Annotated in this window: 14 protein-coding genes; 7 read left to right on the top strand and 7 right to left on the bottom strand. The window is 60.0% G+C overall.

Going from position 1 to position 16,538, the window contains the following annotated elements; all coding sequences use genetic code 11:
- The first annotated feature begins 282 nt into the window (after positions 1–282).
- The 4 genes from ACFOSS_RS03525 to ACFOSS_RS03510 all read left to right on the top strand — a co-directional run bounded on the left by ACFOSS_RS03525 (position 283) and on the right by ACFOSS_RS03510 (position 3,257).
- Complete coding sequence (locus ACFOSS_RS03525) at positions 283–1,149, top strand: sulfurtransferase (protein WP_377150665.1); 867 nt, start codon at positions 283–285, stop codon at positions 1,147–1,149.
- A gap of 95 nt (positions 1,150–1,244) precedes the next feature.
- Entirely contained in the window at positions 1,245–1,640 is a 396-nt protein-coding gene (locus tag ACFOSS_RS03520; RefSeq protein ID WP_377150664.1) for a DUF2750 domain-containing protein, read from the top strand.
- A gap of 1 nt (position 1,641) precedes the next feature.
- Positions 1,642–2,043: a DUF2750 domain-containing protein gene (locus ACFOSS_RS03515; protein WP_377150663.1), complete on the top strand. Its 402-nt coding sequence runs from the start codon at positions 1,642–1,644 to the stop codon at positions 2,041–2,043.
- 302 nt (positions 2,044–2,345) lie between these two features.
- A complete protein-coding gene (locus tag ACFOSS_RS03510; protein ID WP_377150662.1) occupies positions 2,346–3,257 on the top strand; it encodes an AraC family transcriptional regulator in 912 nt (303 codons plus the stop codon).
- A 51-nt stretch (positions 3,258–3,308) separates the two neighbouring features.
- Here the strand turns inward: ACFOSS_RS03510 and ACFOSS_RS03505 are convergent, their stop codons facing one another.
- From ACFOSS_RS03505 to metH, 6 genes are all read right to left on the bottom strand, one after another.
- Positions 3,309–4,937 carry a methyl-accepting chemotaxis protein gene (locus ACFOSS_RS03505; protein ID WP_377150661.1) on the bottom strand — a complete coding sequence of 543 codons (1,629 nt, stop codon included), beginning with the start codon at positions 4,935–4,937 and terminating at the stop codon, positions 3,309–3,311.
- Positions 4,938–5,301: 364 nt separating this feature from the next.
- Positions 5,302–6,033, bottom strand: a complete 732-nt coding sequence (locus ACFOSS_RS03500) for a hypothetical protein (RefSeq protein WP_377150660.1) — start codon at positions 6,031–6,033, stop codon at positions 5,302–5,304.
- Positions 6,034–6,067: 34 nt separating this feature from the next.
- Positions 6,068–6,592 (bottom strand): GNAT family N-acetyltransferase, encoded by a 525-nt coding sequence (locus tag ACFOSS_RS03495; RefSeq protein ID WP_377150659.1) that lies wholly within the window; start codon positions 6,590–6,592, stop codon positions 6,068–6,070.
- Positions 6,580–7,584 (bottom strand): LacI family DNA-binding transcriptional regulator, encoded by a 1,005-nt coding sequence (locus ACFOSS_RS03490; RefSeq protein WP_377150658.1) that lies wholly within the window; start codon positions 7,582–7,584, stop codon positions 6,580–6,582. Before ACFOSS_RS03490 ends, ACFOSS_RS03495 begins: the two co-directional genes overlap by 13 nt.
- Positions 7,585–7,682: 98 nt before the next feature.
- Complete coding sequence (locus ACFOSS_RS03485; RefSeq protein ID WP_377150657.1) at positions 7,683–8,435, bottom strand: hypothetical protein; 753 nt, start codon at positions 8,433–8,435, stop codon at positions 7,683–7,685.
- A 229-nt stretch (positions 8,436–8,664) separates the two neighbouring features.
- Positions 8,665–12,390: a methionine synthase gene (metH, locus tag ACFOSS_RS03480; RefSeq protein ID WP_377150656.1), complete on the bottom strand. Its 3,726-nt coding sequence runs from the start codon at positions 12,388–12,390 to the stop codon at positions 8,665–8,667.
- 116 nt (positions 12,391–12,506) lie between these two features.
- Here metH and ACFOSS_RS03475 point away from each other — a divergent pair, with 116 nt between their 5' ends.
- Entirely contained in the window at positions 12,507–12,833 is a 327-nt protein-coding gene (locus ACFOSS_RS03475; protein ID WP_377150655.1) for an MGMT family protein, read from the top strand.
- Here the strand turns inward: ACFOSS_RS03475 and metA are convergent.
- Positions 12,830–13,747, bottom strand: a complete 918-nt coding sequence (gene metA / locus ACFOSS_RS03470; protein WP_377150654.1) for a homoserine O-acetyltransferase MetA — start codon at positions 13,745–13,747, stop codon at positions 12,830–12,832. The two genes, ACFOSS_RS03475 and metA, sit on opposite strands and share 4 nt — an antisense overlap.
- A gap of 170 nt (positions 13,748–13,917) precedes the next feature.
- Between metA and ACFOSS_RS03465 the strand changes: the two genes are divergently transcribed.
- Positions 13,918–15,186: an HD-GYP domain-containing protein gene (locus ACFOSS_RS03465; protein WP_377150653.1), complete on the top strand. Its 1,269-nt coding sequence runs from the start codon at positions 13,918–13,920 to the stop codon at positions 15,184–15,186.
- Positions 15,187–15,250: 64 nt separating this feature from the next.
- Complete coding sequence (locus ACFOSS_RS03460) at positions 15,251–16,411, top strand: CinA family nicotinamide mononucleotide deamidase-related protein (protein WP_377150652.1); 1,161 nt, start codon at positions 15,251–15,253, stop codon at positions 16,409–16,411.
- Positions 16,412–16,538 lie beyond the last annotated feature (127 nt).

The following is a 16,538-nucleotide window of genomic DNA, read 5'->3' as shown; positions in this document are numbered from 1 at the left end:
AATACCTGCAACGGAGGCGCAGGCAGGCGGCGCGGCGCCTGCTGGAGCACAGCACCGGGCAGATCAAGCCGATTGCGACAGCAACCGGCCTGGATGACATCAGCCGTTTCCGGCGGCTACTCACGCGTCACGCGCAAATTGAGTCTCACCCCCGGAGACCACGGCGCATCCGACACTCACGGAGCCGCCCTGACACCCGGGATGATTGTTCCGCTGTGCCCGCCGCAGTATGCTCAGCGCGTGACCTCTGGCACCCCACGACAACTGACAGGACAACTGACGATGACACACACACCACAGACAGGTCTCCCGACGCCACTGGTCAGTGTCGACTGGCTGGCCGCCCATCTCGATCATCCCCAGCTGGTCATCCTGGACGCTCATATGCCGCCTCCGGGTACGACGGCTCCTGCTGAGGCAGCACTGCAGATCCCTGGCGCGCGCCGCTTCGACTTCGATGGCCGCATCAAGGCTCCGGATACCACGCTGCCCCATATGCTGCCGACACCTGAACTGTTCAACCGCGAGGTGCAGGCGCTCGGCATCCAGCAGCAGAGCCTGATCGTGGTCTATGACCGCATCGGGCTGTTTTCGGCGCCGCGCGCCTGGTGGATGTTCCGGGCCATGGGCCACGCCCAAGTGGCGGTACTGGATGGTGGCCTGCCAGCGTGGCAGGCCGCCGGACATCCACTTGCAGCCGTGGCGGACTATCAAGGTCCGCAGGGGAATTTTGTCGCGCGGCTTCAGCCCGGGCTGTTCTGCGATGCCGATACGGTGCACTCCGCGCTGGTCAGCGGGCGACGCCCCGTGGTCGATGCCCGCAGCGCCGAACGCTTTGCCGGCCTGGTCCCGGAACCGCGGGCAGGGCTGCGCTGCGGCCACATGCCCGGTGCGTTGAATCTGCCCTTCGCGACACTGCAGCAGGCCGGCCACATGAAGCCGCTGGCTGATCTGCAACAGCAGTTTAGCGCGCTGCTCGGCAATCAGACGGCGCCAATATTCAGCTGTGGCTCGGGAGTCACCGCCTGTATTCTGGCCCTTGCCGCCGAGCTGGCCGGTTATGATCAGTTGACGGTTTACGACGGCTCCTGGAGTGAATGGGGAGCCGATCCGGCGCGTCCTGTGGTCAGCGAACGCGTCACAGATTAGGCACAGTGCCGAGCGCTTGCACAAGCGGCGCCGAAGATGGGATCATGCTTGCACGTCGTTGCCGCCGGCAACCCTGTTAACCTGTACGAGGCCTTATGAGCTACGAACTGACCGAAACCGAGCGCAATGCCGCGCTGCAACTGGACGCCGATTATCGCCACGACCACTTCATCAGCAAGGTGGCGCGTCATGGGCTGATCTGGGTACTGAAGGGCGACAAGGGTCTGCTGTTGCTGGAGAGTGAAGATGAGGTCTGCCTGCCGCTGTGGCCACATGCCAGCTATGCCGCTGACTGGGCCAAGGATGAGCTGGCCGACTACGCGCCGCAATCCATCACGTTGCCTGTCTGGCTGGAACACTGGGCCAGCGGTCTGGAAAAGGACAATGTCGCCGTCGCCGTGTTTCCGCTGCCGGATGCCGCCGGTATCGTCGAGGATGCCAGCGAACTGGCCGATGCCCTGCAAGCCAAGCTTGATGCCGAGGAGCAATAACATGTCCCACGCTAACCTGAGTGCAGAACAACAAGCCCTGCTGGCACTGGATGCTGACCAGCGTTACGACCACTTCATTCAAGCCGTGGTGGCGGCCGGAGAGCTGTGGATCCTGCGCGATGCCGAAGGCTGCATGTTGCTGACCGCCGATGAGGACGAGTGCATCCCGGTATGGCCGTCTGCCGAACTGGCCCAGTTGTGGGCCGAGCAGGAGTGGGCCGGCTGCCAACCCGAGGCCATTAGCGTCAAACGCTGGCTGGATAACTGGGTCAAGGGCATGACCGAGGACGGCCTCGCCGTCGCAGTCTTCCCGCTGCCGGAAGAGATCGGCGTGGTCGAAGATCCGGCGGACGTCGCCGAAGCCCTGTTGCGCCAGACCGCCAAGCAGAATCGCAAGAAATGATATTCCGCCCTGTCAGCGATGACAGGGCTATTTCCCCCCGCCACCGACACACCGCGACCTTATTTCCCCGCCCGCTGAACGCGTCAAATCAACCTTCTGAATTTCAGAACGTTTCATATTCAGTGCCGCCCGAGCCACGCAATTTCACGCGCCGGAATCCATGCCGCCGCTTGTTGCCCCGTCGCTGAACCAGTCCATTCCACGTCTGTTTCCTGCCTTGCGAAGTTGCCGTTCAGCCCCATAGAGAACTGTATTTTTATACAGATACTGCGTTATGCTGACTGTCGGAACTAGGAGGCAATATGCGTCATGCGCTGGAGTATCAACGTCGGCTTGGCCGCGCGCTGGCCTATATGGCCCGGCACCTGCATCGTGAAGTGACACTGCACGAGGTCGCGGCTGAAGCCTGCTTCTCGCCGTACCATTTCCATCGCCTGTTTGTCACATTGACCGGTGAGACGGTTGCCGGCCACCAGCGCCGGTTACGCCTGGAGCGGGCGGTGCAGCAGTTGATCCTGGAGCCGGAGCGCCCTATCGGCGAGATCGCCTGTGAACTGGGCTTCTCCACCCCGCAGAACTTTGCCAAATCGTTCCGGCTGTTTTACGGTCACTCTCCGAGCCGCATCCGCGCCTGTGGTGATTTCACTCGGGTCGAGCAGTTGCTGCGCCAGTCTGACCTGATGACGCTACCTGCCAGCGCACCCCGTCGATGCCTGGCAGGACCACCCTATTTTGCCGATGACAGGAGTCCCACCATGCACGTCAATGTTATTGCACGTCCGAGTCAGCTAATCGCCTATCTGCGGGTCAGCGGTCCTTATTGCGACACCATGCCGGCGGGTTTTGCCCGCCTCGAACAGTGGGCCAGCACCCATGGCCACGCTGACGGAGACTGGCTGGCGCTGTATTGGGACAATCCGGAAACCACCCCGGAGGCGCAGTTGCGTGCCGACGTTGCGGTCTCGGTAGCCGCCGGCACTGAGGTCAGCGACGACATCCAGCTGCAGACGATTCCGGCCGGCAACTATGCCTGCTATCGCTGCCGAGTCGAGAACGGTGACTTCGCTGCGCCGTGGAATGCGTTGTTTGGCGACTGGCTGCCCCACAGTGGCTATCAACCGGCAGACGGACCCTGCTTCGAACGCTACCTCAACGACGGGCGGGACACGGGGGTCTGGGAGCTGGAGCTCTATACCCCGGTACGCCCAGTGTAAACCGGCATACAAAACGGGGGGCCTCCAGCCCCCCATTTTTCATGACGCGGATTAAAGGCGGAAACTTGATACCCGCTGTTTCATCTCATCGGCCATGCGTGCCAACTGGTTGGCCGCCGACGCCGACTCTTCCGCCGCCTGCGACACGTCCTGCACCACGCCGGTGATCTGGCTCATGTTGCTGGCAATCTCGCCGGTGGTGGCTGATTGCTCCTCCGCCGCGGTCGCAATTTGCGTGATCTGCAGATTCACATCATGCACCTGGGACAGAATGGTCTCCAGCGTGCTCTCCAGTCGCCCGGCCTCGCTGGCCACCTGTTGCATCTCCTCGACACTGCCGGCCATGGATTCGGTCGCGGCACGCGCTTCCAGCTGGATGGCACGGATCATGTCGCTGATCTCCTGGGTCGAGTGAGTGGTCCGCGCCGCCAGTGCCCGCACTTCGTCGGCCACCACGGCAAAACCGCGTCCCTGTTCACCGGCACGCGCCGCCTCGATGGCCGCATTCAGTGCCAGCAGGTTGGTCTGGGAGGCGATCTCCTGGATGGTCGCCACTATGCTGCCGATCTGTTCACTGCGCTTGCCAAGCGCATTCACCGCCTCGGCATCGCTGGCGGTCTGTTCGCTACGCTGGCGGATGGCCGCGACGGTGGCCCGCACCACATCCATCCCCGCCTGAGTGGTATTGCTGGCCTGGCGCGAGCTATCAGCGGCGGTATGACAACTACCGGCAATGTCAGCCGTGGTCGCCACCAGCTCCTCGCCAGCCGTGGCCACCGTGATCGACTGGGCGACCACCTGCTCCGAGGCCGTGGCGATATGGTCAGACGACCCCTGCAGCTGACTGGACGCCGTGGCCAGCAACAGGGCGTTATCGGAGACCTGCTGCAAGGTTGCGCGCAGCTGGGTCACCATACGGCTGAAGGCCTCCGTCATCTGCCCTACTTCGTCCCGACTGTGTGCCTGCAGCTGAATCGCCAGATCGCCTGCGGCAACACGCTGCGCCTGGGTGACCAGATGCAACAGCGGCTGAGAAATGAAACGGGCCAACCAGAGGCTGCATCCGCCGCCGATGACCACGGCCAGCGCCAGCAACAGACCAATCACCTCCATCGCTCGGGTATTCTGCTCACTGAGTTGGTGGGTGGCCTCTGCCGCCGCATCATCGCTCGCCGTAATCAGCGCATCCAGGGACCGGGACTGACGCTCCGCGACCGGGGTGAGCTGTGCCAGCACCGCCTTGACCTGCGGCCTGTCGCCAGAGCGAATGGCCGGCATCAGCTTGATGCCCATGGCGACATCGTATTCATTGAAGGCATCCTGGAACTGCTGGAACTGATCACGTTCACTCTGGCTGTTCACCAGCGGTTGATACTGGCGCCAAAGTTGTTGCATCTGATGGTTCAGTTGCTGTACCGCCTGCTCCTGCCTGGCGATCTCGGCCTCGTCGTCAGCCACCACCAGACGCATCACCAGAATGCGTTTGCGCTGTAATTGCGACTCCATCTGGCCGGCCAGACGAATGCCGGGAATCACAGTCTGCCGAATTTCGGCCGTCAGGGCTTCGGCATGACGTAATTGCATGATGGCGACGCCACCATTGAGTAACATCAAGGCCAACAATACGCCGGCAGCCAGAAACAGCTTATTTCTGACTTTCATATCCTTGATAAAATTCATCGATTCCTCACTATGTTAATTTTTATTTTCTGCGTGTTAAGGTGGGCATACCGCAATTAACAATAGCGACCAACAATGATCAAAAAATGATCGAGCAACGCAAAAAACTGAATTAACAGATGAAGTTAGTGAATTTTTATAAGCTGTTTCATGTTTTGACTCCTCACTCAAATTTGAATTCAATCAGTGCAGATATCGCTATTTTTTCACTCAGCAAAGAGCAAGAGATTAATATTTCGCCAAAACAGGGATTCGTTCGAAAATAAAGCAAAGGAATTTATTTTTCGTTAAATAGTTAACGGATACCTTCGCCACAAATAAAAAGACCAGCCATGGGGCTGGTCTGAGAAATCATGGCCATGGCCTATTTATTGAAGGGTTCAACGGGACCCGTGTAATGGAACAGCAACTGGCTGACCTGATCGGCGCCATTGACCCGACACTCGACCCGCAACGGGCGCCACCCTGCGGCGAAACGCGCCTGCAAGGGCCCCGAGAGCTGGTTATCGTTAATCTGCAGCGCCTTCTCCTCGTGGATCAGCTTCTCGGCACCGCTTAAGGAATACAACTGACCGAGACAGAGGTAGGCGGTGCGCTCATCACCTTGCAGGTGCACATCAGAGTTTGGCTGGTGCAGCCGCCGGGCATAGGCACTGGGGGCAAAGGCGGTCGCCAGTTGCGTCGCCCGTTTCAGCAACCACTGCTGACGCTGACTCCAAGCCGCCGAGCCCGGCAGCTCGCTACTCTGGCCTGTCTCATCCAGCCACACCGTCATCTTGCCTTTGCTATCGAACTGATAGGTGCCATACGGCATGCGCACCGCAAACAGATTGCCCTGCTTGAAGTAGTAATAGCTGTCACCCTGCCATTGCCGCTTGTCATCGTAGATCGGCACCTTGATGACCACAGGCACCGCATCCATCCACGCCGTGACATCCAGCCCATCCACCGTATAGACGTAGGTGTCAAGACTGCTCTGTGCGGCCTGTTGCATAGTGGTCAGCTGCTTATCCAGCGACGTGGCCTCGGCGCTCAACGCCCAGCCCAGAGCCAGACACCCCCACCCCAGATAACGCACTTTTGCTTGCCAATTCATATCTGTCTCTTCTTCGCTGCGGGCTCACCCCGGCTCACAGATAGCGCTCAAGGCGCAGTGCCGGACGGCCAATCCCATAATAATCCTGCAGGCTGCACACCGTGGTGAAGCCCAATCGCCGATAGAGTGCCAGCGCAGCCTCATTGTCGCAATCCACTTCTAGCCTCAGGCGCCGCAGTCCGCGGCAGCGCGCCTCCTCCTCCGCCAGCGTCAGCAACAGGGTCGCCAGACCTCGTCGCCGCCAGTGCCAGTGTACCGCCAGTGCGGTCACTGACACCTGATGCCAGCCGTTATGGGGTAATAACGCCAGATAGGCGACCACCTGCTCCTGCTGCCATAACAGCCAGATGCGGCGGCGGCCGCGACGCAAGTGGCCGCGCCACACCTTGCGTCCGAATGCCAGCCAGGGGGAAAAACAGTAGCGTTCCAGTTGTAACAGCGGTTCGAGCTCATCCCGGGTCGCCAGAGAGAGCCGCAATCCCAGTGCCACGGCCTGGGCCGCGAACCGAGCCGGCACCGGTAACCCGGGGAGCGGCGCGGACGTCGCTATCCTCGACATGGGCTCGCCGACTCGCGCAACTGCAGGATGCCGGTAAACGGCAGCAACGCGCAAACCGGCGCCCCCGCGGCCAGCGCCAGGGCCTGACGCATGGCACTGACGCTCATCTGCTCAATCGGGATCTGCACCGTGCTCAGTGCCGGAGACAGAAACGCGGCCGCCGGTTCATCATCGAAACCGAACAGCGACACCTGCTGCGGCACGCTCAGGCCGGCCTCATGCAGCGCGCGCATGGCCCCGATCGCCATGTCGTCATTGCTGACAAACAGCGCGCTGAAATCCACTCCCCGTGCCAGCAACTGACGGCAGGCGCGATACCCTCCTGCCACCAGGTTATCCCCTTCGGCCACCGCGTCCGCAGGCGGCGTGATGCCCGCCTGTTGCAAGGCACTGCGCCAGGCTTGCAGCCGGCTACGGGCCGTCAGCGTCTGCAGCGGGCCACTGATACAGGCATGGCTGCGGTGCCCCAGCGCCAGCAGATGCTCGACGGCTGCCGTCACCGCCGCCGCCTGATCAAATACGACACAACGCTCCGGCTGTCCCGGCACCGGGCGGTTCATCACCACCAGCGGCACCGGCAATGTGCTGACCAGGGCCGACAGATCCTCCTCCGGCATATAACGGCTGTAGAGGATGATGGCATCGCAACACCGTTCCACCAGCAGGCGCACCGCTTCCTGTTCACGCTGCGGATCGTCGTGACCGTCGGTGACCATCAGCTGCTTGCCCGCCAGCTCGGCCTGTTCCGCCATGGTCTTCAGCAAGCGGCCGAAATAGGGCCCCTCGAAATTGGAAACCACCAGTCCAACGGTATTCGAGGTCTGGTTGGCCAACGCCTGTGCCAGACGATTGGGCCTGAATCCGAGTTCGGCAATCGCGGCATTGACCCTGTCCCGGGTAGCCTGGCTCAGTACCACCTTGCCGCTGAGCACCCGTGACACCGTGGACTTGGACACGCCGGCGTGTTCGGCTACATCCTGCATCGTGACCATCAGTTCCTGTCTCCATCAAGAAAAACCCCCGACCGATGGGCCGGGGGTCTATTATCGACGCCAGTGCCGGAATGCAGCAACCCTGCTGACCACCTGTTTCACTGCGCGGTTTGCTGCAGTGCGGCGGCCTGCGCCCGCCACTGCTCTGCCTTGGCGGCATCACGCTGATACCCAAGCTGTACCGCCGCCTGGGGGTCCAGTGGCACCAGGCCGCGTTCATACAGGCTGGCGATGAAACGCCCCAGGCTCGGCGATGCCTGCTGCGCAAAGTTCATGATCGCCACCTGACGCACCTGATTCTCCGGTTCAATCAGGCTCTGCAACGCCGCCTGTTGTTCCTCGCGGCTGCCATTGGCGATCACCGGGGTGGCCGAAGCCTTGACCTCCATAAACCACGCCAGGCAGGCCTGCAGGTTTTGCTGCTGACACAAGCCGCTGACCAGCTTCACCGCCTCGACTGCGCGCGGATCCTGGTCCATCAGCTGCCACCGCGCCTGCTGTTCCGGCGTCAGATCGCCACTGGCAGCCGCCTGTAATAACCCCTTGTGTGCCTGCTGGCTCTGTACCGCGGCGTACATCAAGGTGGCTACCGCATCCTTGGGCACATGGGGTTGGAGCAACGCAACCAGCTTCTGATACTCGCCATCCCCCTGCCCGGACAGCAGTTTCTCGGCCAGCATCTGCTGGTAGGCCAGCGGTGACTGCCGTTGCGACAAGGTAAAAAACTGCTGCACCAGAGCCTGGTATTCGGCGTCCGGTGCCGGTTTGGCTTGCTCGGTGGCGTGAAGAGGAGAAAGTGCCGCAGTGGCCAGCCACAACGGCAACATCCGGCGACAGAGAGAAGGAAACATGGGGAGACTCCACGGCATACATCACAAAGGCGGCGATTATGCCGCGCCGCGCTGGCGCTGCCGAGGTGACAGCCACCAGTTTGCGGCGCAGGCGACAAAAATGCCGCCGGCTGCCGTCGGCGGAAGCGGGCGTCACCGACATAGCGCGGCGGATTACCGCAAAAAGGCACGGTCAAATTGCGCGGATTATTAAATCAAACTTAATAATCCGCGACCGTGCGCTAAGCGCTTATTCCGGCTGATACCCCAGATTCGGGCCCAGCCAGCGCTCGGCCTCTTCCAGTGTCATCCCCTTGCGCGCGGCGTAATCCTTGACCTGATCTGGCTGGATACCGGCTACCGCGAAGTACTTGGCCTCCGGGTGGCTGAAGTACCAGCCGGAGACCGCCGCTGCCGGCCACATGGCATAGGATTCGGTCAGCTGCATGCCGATGGTCTGCTCCACCGCCAGCAACTGCCACAGGGTGCCCTTCTCGGTGTGCTCGGGGCAGGCCGGATAGCCCGGTGCCGGACGGATGCCACGGTAGTTCTCGCGGATCAGCTCCTCGTTGGAGAGATCTTCATCCGCGGCATAACCCCAGTACTCCTTGCGCACCCGCTCATGCAGGTATTCGGCAAAGGCTTCGGCCAGACGATCACACACCGCCTGCAGCAAGATGGCGTTGTAATCATCCCCCGCCGCCTTGTAGGCATCGGCAATCTCGGCCTCGCCAAAGCCACCGCTGACCGCAAAGGCGCCGACCCAGTCGGCGACGCCGCTCTCTTTGGGCGCCACAAAATCAGACAGACAATAGTTGGGGAACACATTGCCATCGCGCGCCTGGCTGACCTTGTCGGTCTGCTGGCGCAGACCGCGCAGCACCTGTTTGATTTCACTGCGCGACTCGTCGGTATAGACCTCGATGTCGTCACCAACCCGATTGGCCGGGAAGAGGCCCAGCATGCCGGTCACCTCCACCTCGCCGCTGCCTTCGAGACGATCCAGCATGGCCTGGGCATCGGCAAACAACCGCTTGGCCTCCTCGCCCACCACCTCGTCTTCGAGGATGCGCGGATACTTGCCGGCCAGCTCCCAGCTCAGGAAGAACGGGGTCCAGTCGATGTAATTACGCAGGGTGGCAATATCCACCTTGCGCAGCACATGGATGCCGGGCTGGGCCGGTTTCGGCGGCTGATAGGCGCTCCAGTCGCAAGACCAGGCGTTGGCGCGGGCCGCTTCCAGCGACACGGCAGCCGTGCGTGGATGCTTGCGGGCATGCTGCTCGCGCACCGTCTCGTACTCCTTGGCCAGACGCGCCACATAGTCGGGTTTAAGCTCGGTCGAGAGCAGGCTTTGCGCCACGCCCACAGCGCGGCTGGCGTTGGAGACATAGACCACAGGCTCGGCGTAGTTCTGCTCGATCTTCACCGCGGTGTGCGCCTTGGAGGTGGTAGCGCCACCAATCAGCAGCGGTATGGTAAAGCCCTGACGCTGCATCTCCTTGGCCACATGCACCATCTCATCCAGCGATGGCGTGATGAGACCGGAGAGGCCGATCATGTCGGCATTCACCTCGCGGGCGGTCTGCAGGATCTTTTCGCACGGCACCATGACGCCAAGATCGACGATCTCGAAGTTATTGCACTGCAGCACCACGCCGACGATATTCTTGCCGATATCGTGCACGTCGCCCTTCACGGTGGCCATGACGATCTTGCCGTTGCTCTGGCCGCCGGATTTCTCCTGCTCGATATAGGGCTGCAGGTAGGCCACGGCACGCTTCATCACCCGTGCCGACTTTACCACCTGGGGCAGGAACATCTTGCCGGCGCCAAACAGATCGCCGACCACGTTCATCCCCGCCATCAGCGGCCCTTCGATCACCTCGATGGGGCGCGCCGAGGCGGCACGCGCCTCTTCGGTATCCTCGTCGATAAAGTCGGTGATGCCCTTGACCAGCGCATGCTCCAGCCGCTTGGCCACCGGCCAGCTGCGCCACTCCAGCTCGCGCGGATCGGCCGCTTGCTGAGCCGGGCCGCCACGGTACTTCTCGGCAATCGCCAGCAGCGCTTCGGTGGCACCCGGATGGGTATTGCGCACTACATCCTCGACGGCGGCTTTGAGCTCGGCGGGAATGTCCTCGTAGATCGCCAGCTGGCCGGCGTTGACGATGCCCATGTCCATGCCGTTCTTGATGGCGTAGTAGAGGAATACCGAGTGGATCGCCTCGCGCACCGGCTCGTTACCACGGAACGAGAAGGAGACGTTGGAGACACCGCCGGAGATCATGGCGTGGGGCAGGTGATCCTTGATGTCTTTCACCGCCTCGATAAAGTCCATGGCGTAGTTGTTGTGCTCGTCGATACCGGTCGCCACCGCGAAGATGTTCGGATCGAAGATGATGTCTTCCGGCGGGAACCCCACCTCGTCCACCAGAATGCGGTAGGCGCGCTGGCAGATCTCGAACTTGCGCGCCCGGGTATCGGCCTGCCCCTGCTCGTCAAAGGCCATGACGATAACCGCGGCGCCGTAACGACGAATCAGCCTGGCCTGGGCGATGAACTTCTCCACCCCCTCCTTCATCGAGATGGAGTTGACTATGGGCTTGCCCTGAATGCACTTGAGCCCGGCTTCCATCACCTCCCACTTCGAGGAGTCGACCATGATGGGCACCTTGCAGATATCCGGCTCGGAGGCGATGAGATTGAGGAAGCGCACCATGCAGGCTTCGGCATCCAGCATCCCCTCATCCATGTTGATGTCGATGATCTGGGCGCCGTTCTCCACCTGCTGACGGGCGATATCCAGCGCCTCGTCGTAATTCTCTTCCTTGATCAGTCGCTTGAACTTGGCCGAACCGGTGACGTTGGTGCGCTCGCCGACGTTGATGAACATCGAATCGGCGCTGATGGTCAGCGGCTCCAGCCCCGCCAGACGACAGGCCACCGGCAGTTCGGGCAATGCGCGCGGCTGGCAACCGGCCACCGCCCTGGCCATGGCGGCGATATGGGCCGGCGTGGTGCCGCAGCAGCCACCGACCAGATTAAGGAAACCGGATTGCGCCCACTCGCGGATATGCACCGCCATCTCGTCGGCTTCCAGATCGTAGCCACCGAAGGCGTTGGGCAGGCCGGCGTTGGGGTGCACCGAGACATAGCTCTCGCTGATGCGAGCCAGCTCCTCCACATACTGGCGCAGCTCCTTGGGGCCGAGGGCACAGTTCAGGCCAAAGGAGAGCGGCTGGGCATGGCGCAGCGAGTTGTAGAAGGCTTCGGTAGTCTGGCCGGAGAGGGTACGGCCTGAGGCATCGGTGATGGTACCGGAGATCATCACCGGCAACCGCTGACCCAGCTGGTCGAACACGCTCTCCACCGCAAACACCGCCGCCTTGGCGTTCAGGGTATCGAAGATGGTCTCGATCATGATGATGTCAGCGCCACCTTCGATCAGCGCCGCTGTGGATTCCATATAGGCGGCGACCAGCTCGTCATAGGTGACGTTGCGCGCACCCGGATCGTTGACATCCGGCGAGATGGAGCAGGTGCGGTTGGTAGGGCCGAGAATACCGGCGACAAAGCGCGGCTTGGCCGGATCTTTGGCCGTCCACTCATCGGCCACCTCGCGTGCCAGCCGCGCTGCCTCACGGTTGATCTCGGCACTGAGATCTTCCATGTGGTAATCGGCCATGGCGATGCGGGTGGCGTTAAAGCTGTTTGTTTCCAGAATATCGGCACCGGCCGCCAGGTAAGCCTGGTGGATCTCGCGGATCACCTGCGGCCTGGTCAGCACCAGCAGGTCATTGTTGCCTTTCAGATCGCTGCGCCAGTCGGCAAAGCGCTCACCGCGGTAGTCCGCTTCTTTGAGCTGGTAGCTCTGGATCATGGTTCCCATGCCACCGTCAATCAGCAGAATTCGCTGCCGCAGCGCGTCAATGAGCTCGTGCGCCCTTCCTTGTGCGTTCGTAACCAACAGCATGTCCTCTCAATACCACCACTCCTCAGCTGAAGAGCGGCGCTTTATGACTGCACCCGGCTGGACCTGGTCTGCAGAGCGTGTCACCCTGCCAGCGGCCCATTTTGCCGAGGGAATTTATGTCTAGTGATAATACGTCTGACGGCTCGTTCCGTCAGCGAGTGTTTCAGGTGGTGGCGGCCATTCCCCCCGGACGTGTTGCCACCTACGGCACTGTCGCCAGGCTGGCCGGCTCTCCACGGGCCGCCCGCCAGGTTGGGGGTGTCCTCTGCCGTTTACCCGAAGGCAGCCTGCTGCCCTGGCACAGAGTCATCAATCGGCATGGTCTGATTTCACTGACAGGCGATGATGCTCTGCGCCAACACACACTACTCCAGGCGGAAGGCATTACTGCAGGGTTGGCCACCCCTATCGACCTGCAGCACTGCGGCTGGTCTGGCGACTAGCCTAACGCCGTTAAATCATAGGGCGTGTTCTGATAGACGTAGTAGTTCAGCCAGTTGGCAAACAGCAGATGACCATGGCTGCGCCAGGTCGAATGCGGCGTCTGGGTTGGGTCATCGTTGCGATAATAGTTCTTTGGAATTTGCGGATTCAGACCGGCGTGGCTATCGCGCACAAACTCATTGTGCAATGTATCGGCATCATACTCGGGGTGGCCGGTGACATAGACCTGGCGGCAGTCCGGGCTCACCGCCAGATAGACGCCGGCCTCATCAGACTCGGCGAATACGCGCAGGTCAGTGAACTCGCGAATGAAGTCACCTTCGAAACTGGCATAACGCGAATGCGGTGCCAGGAAGTGGTCATCAAACCCGCGCACCAGCTGATCGTGTTCAATCAAACGGCGATGGTCATAGACGCCTGAGAGTTTGACATCACGGGTCTGTTTCTCCAGCCCATACAACACCTTCAGCGCCGCCTGCGCCGCCCAACACAAAAACAGTGTCGAGGTTACCTTGGTACGCGACCACTCGATGATCTCGACCAAAGTGTCCCAGTACACCACCTCGGAAAACGGCACCAGACCCAGCGGCGCCCCGGTAATGATCAGGCCGTCATAACGGTTGTCTCGAACCTGGGCAAAATCGTGATAAAAGGTATCGAGGTGAGCCTTGGGCGTGTTTTTTGACTCGCGGTCGTCGATACGCAGCAGATCGACATCCACCTGCAGCGGAGAGTTCGACAACATACGCATCAGCTGGATCTCGGTCTCGATCTTCTTCGGCATCAGGTTCAACAGCAATACGCGCAGCGGGCGGATATCCTGATGGGTTGCCCGGGACTCAGTCATCACGAAGATATTTTCTTCGCTGAGCACCCCGGCGGCCGGTAATCTGTCTGGGATCTTGATGGGCATGGCTCACTTCCTGTACTGCATCAGTAGAAACGTCTGGACATCCAGAAATCTACACCAAGCCATCCATCATGTCACCCCGCACTGCGCTTTTCATTCTTCATCAGTTCAGGCTTTCTTTCCTGCGGTCGTTTCTCTAGCATAGGCGCCGAAACAAAGGCTATTCTAACCGCATGACAGGTATAAAGATTTCTGTTGATCGCCTCCAGGTAGGCAATTACGTCAAGCTCCCGCTCAGTTGGAAGGATCACCCCTTCCTGTTTTCCAGCTTTCTGATTAAAACCCAGGACGAAATTGATCTCATTCGCCGGCTAGGGCTGAAACAAGTGATCATTTTTCCAGATAAGTCTGAAACCGGTCCGAAACCAGTTCAGGAAGTCGAAAATGCCCCATCGGTAGCGGAAGAGTCGCTGCAGTCGCTAGAAAGCGAGCTGAACGCCGAAAAAGAACGGCGTATCGAACAACTGAAACAGTACCGACGCGGCCTGCAACGGAGTGAAAAAGCATTTGAACGCTCGCTGAGCCAACTGCGCAACCTGATGAGCAAGCTGCAGACCCGCCCACTCACGGCGATGAAAGAAGCTCAAGAGCTGGTTGATGGTATCGTCTCGCAGTTGCTTAGCACCGACGAAATGGTGCTGCACCTGATGTCGGAGAGCGCGGAAGGCGAAAGCATCTATTACCACTCATTGAATGTCTCCATTCTGTCGATGCTGCTGGCCAAAGAGGCCAGTTTCAGCGAAGAAGAGATGAAGTTAATCGGTTTCTCCGCGCTGATGCATGACATCGGAATGCTGCGGGTCCCGACGCAGATACTGCGCAAGACCGAGCCCCTGACCAAACCTGAGCTGAATCTGCTCAAGCAACATCCCCGCTATGGACTGGAATTGCTTGAGCTGACCAAGGAGTGCCCCACTGAAGTCAAAGGTGTGGTATTGCGCCACCAGGAGCGGCTTGATGGCTCAGGCTACCCGGATGGTCTCAAAGAGGCCCAACTCGACAAGTTGACGCAACTGGTCAGTGTCGTCGATGAATACGATGAGCTCTGCCATCCGCAGGATCAAAGTAAGGCCAGGGTGCCCCATGCCGTCCTTTCATTCATGTTCAAGAATCGCACCAAGCAATTGAACAAGGATTACATTGGCCTGCTCGTCAAACAGCTTGGCATCTACCCACCGGGCAGTGTTGTGCAACTATCCAATGGCCAGATCGGGCTGGTGATGTCGGTCAACTCGAAGCGACTGCTCTATCCCAGCGTGATGCTCTATGATCCCTCCATCCCAAGGCAGGAGGCCGCCATCATAGATCTGGAGGATGTCGGCCTTTCCATCGGCAAGGTACTGGCTCCGACACGATTACCCCCCCCGGTGTTTGAGTACCTGAATCCGAGAACACGCATCAGCTTCTACTTCGAGCACAGCAATCTCAGTGGCAAGGCCTGATACCCGATGCTTGACCCTCTGTTAGCAGGCAGCGTATGTTCGTTGCCTTACAGGGAGTAGCACCATGATCATTGAAATCATTGCTACCGGTGATGAAGTCCTCACCGGTTTTACCGTCGATACCAATTCAGCCTGGTTATCTCAGCGCCTACTTGAACAGGGCTGCCAGGTGCGACGCCGGCACACGGTAGGCGATCGCATGGACGATCTGGTTGCGATATTGCAAGAGCGCAGTCAGGTGGCTGATGTGCTGCTGGTTAATGGTGGTTTGGGGCCGACGTCGGATGATAAAACCACGGAAGCCGCCGCTCGGGCTGCCGGCGTTGACCTGCAACTCCATCAGGATTGGCTAGCGTTGCTGCTGCAACGGTACGCATCTCGTGGCCGCAGCATGCCAGAGAGCAATCGCAAGCAGGCGATGCTACCAGACGGCGCAAGTATGATTGATAATCCGGTCGGAACTGCCTGTGGTTTTCACATGCAGATTGGTCGTGCTCGTTGCTACTTCACACCCGGCGTTCCTAGTGAATTCAAATTGATGGTGGATGAGCACATCATCCCGGATATCAAACACTATCTGAACGTCGCCCAGACTGAGGTCCGTCGTTTTTTCACCTTTGGCGTCTCGGAGTCCACATTAAGCGATCGTCTGGATACACAAACCTGGCCAGCACACATCGATCTCGGTTACCGTTCGTCAATGCCCATCATAGAGCTCAAGCTGATCAGTCAAAATGCGGCAGCGACCGATTTTGAACAGGCAGAGCGTCAACTGCTTGCCGTCATCGAACCCTATCTGATTGCCCGCGACGAACTGGAGCACGCCGCGACGATTCGGCATCTACTCGGTGCACGTCCGTTAAGGATATGTGAAGATGCAACACGAGGGCGCCTGATGACTCATCTTGGAACTGCATTGCCACACCTCGCCGGCTCTTTGGAACCATTAGCCGACACAGCAGAGTCATTGCGCAATCACTTTGCCGCGGAAACCGATCTGATGGTCGCAGTCGGCCGCGAAAGCGATTCCGGGTATCCCATACTCCTCAAAGATGGCTGCCGCGTATGGGCTCAGACGTTGAAGCCATGGACAAAAAACCTGGTTTTACGGCAGGAGGTGATCGCTTTTGCCGCCAGCGAGATGCTGCGTCGCTATCTTGCTGGACTGAACGTCATCACCGAGTACGAGGCACTGCAACGCAGTGAGTTGATTGAGCCGCACTAAGCGGCTCCCTTTTCAAAAGCACAAAAGCAAAAGCCCCGCCGAAGCGGGGTCTTTTATGCTGGTGCTGATACCCAGAATCGAACTGGGGACCTCACCCTTACCAAGGGTGCGCTCTACCGACTGAGCC

It is taken from the genome of Pseudaeromonas sharmana (assembly GCF_042649925.1).
In the GTDB taxonomy this organism is placed as follows: Bacteria; Pseudomonadota; Gammaproteobacteria; order Enterobacterales; family Aeromonadaceae; genus Pseudaeromonas; species Pseudaeromonas sharmana.
Note: the sequence above shows the minus strand (reverse complement) of the source record. Positions and strands in the feature narration are given on the sequence as shown.

What these genes read in the sequence shown, in the direction of transcription:
- ACFOSS_RS03525 (WP_377150665.1), top strand. Translation starts at nt 283, where the DNA reads ATGACACACACACCACAGACAGGTCTCCCGACGCCACTGGTCAGTGTC.
- ACFOSS_RS03520 (WP_377150664.1), top strand. Translation starts at nt 1,245, where the DNA reads ATGAGCTACGAACTGACCGAAACCGAGCGCAATGCCGCGCTGCAACTG.
- ACFOSS_RS03515 (WP_377150663.1), top strand. Translation starts at nt 1,642, where the DNA reads ATGTCCCACGCTAACCTGAGTGCAGAACAACAAGCCCTGCTGGCACTG.
- ACFOSS_RS03510 (WP_377150662.1), top strand. Translation starts at nt 2,346, where the DNA reads ATGCGTCATGCGCTGGAGTATCAACGTCGGCTTGGCCGCGCGCTGGCC.
- ACFOSS_RS03505 (WP_377150661.1), bottom strand. Translation starts at nt 4,937, where the DNA reads ATGAATTTTATCAAGGATATGAAAGTCAGAAATAAGCTGTTTCTGGCT.
- ACFOSS_RS03500 (WP_377150660.1), bottom strand. Translation starts at nt 6,033, where the DNA reads ATGAATTGGCAAGCAAAAGTGCGTTATCTGGGGTGGGGGTGTCTGGCT.
- ACFOSS_RS03495 (WP_377150659.1), bottom strand. Translation starts at nt 6,592, where the DNA reads ATGTCGAGGATAGCGACGTCCGCGCCGCTCCCCGGGTTACCGGTGCCG.
- ACFOSS_RS03490 (WP_377150658.1), bottom strand. Translation starts at nt 7,584, where the DNA reads ATGGTCACGATGCAGGATGTAGCCGAACACGCCGGCGTGTCCAAGTCC.
- ACFOSS_RS03485 (WP_377150657.1), bottom strand. Translation starts at nt 8,435, where the DNA reads ATGTTTCCTTCTCTCTGTCGCCGGATGTTGCCGTTGTGGCTGGCCACT.
- metH (WP_377150656.1), bottom strand. Translation starts at nt 12,390, where the DNA reads ATGCTGTTGGTTACGAACGCACAAGGAAGGGCGCACGAGCTCATTGAC.
- ACFOSS_RS03475 (WP_377150655.1), top strand. Translation starts at nt 12,507, where the DNA reads ATGTCTAGTGATAATACGTCTGACGGCTCGTTCCGTCAGCGAGTGTTT.
- metA (WP_377150654.1), bottom strand. Translation starts at nt 13,747, where the DNA reads ATGCCCATCAAGATCCCAGACAGATTACCGGCCGCCGGGGTGCTCAGC.
- ACFOSS_RS03465 (WP_377150653.1), top strand. Translation starts at nt 13,918, where the DNA reads ATGACAGGTATAAAGATTTCTGTTGATCGCCTCCAGGTAGGCAATTAC.
- ACFOSS_RS03460 (WP_377150652.1), top strand. Translation starts at nt 15,251, where the DNA reads ATGATCATTGAAATCATTGCTACCGGTGATGAAGTCCTCACCGGTTTT.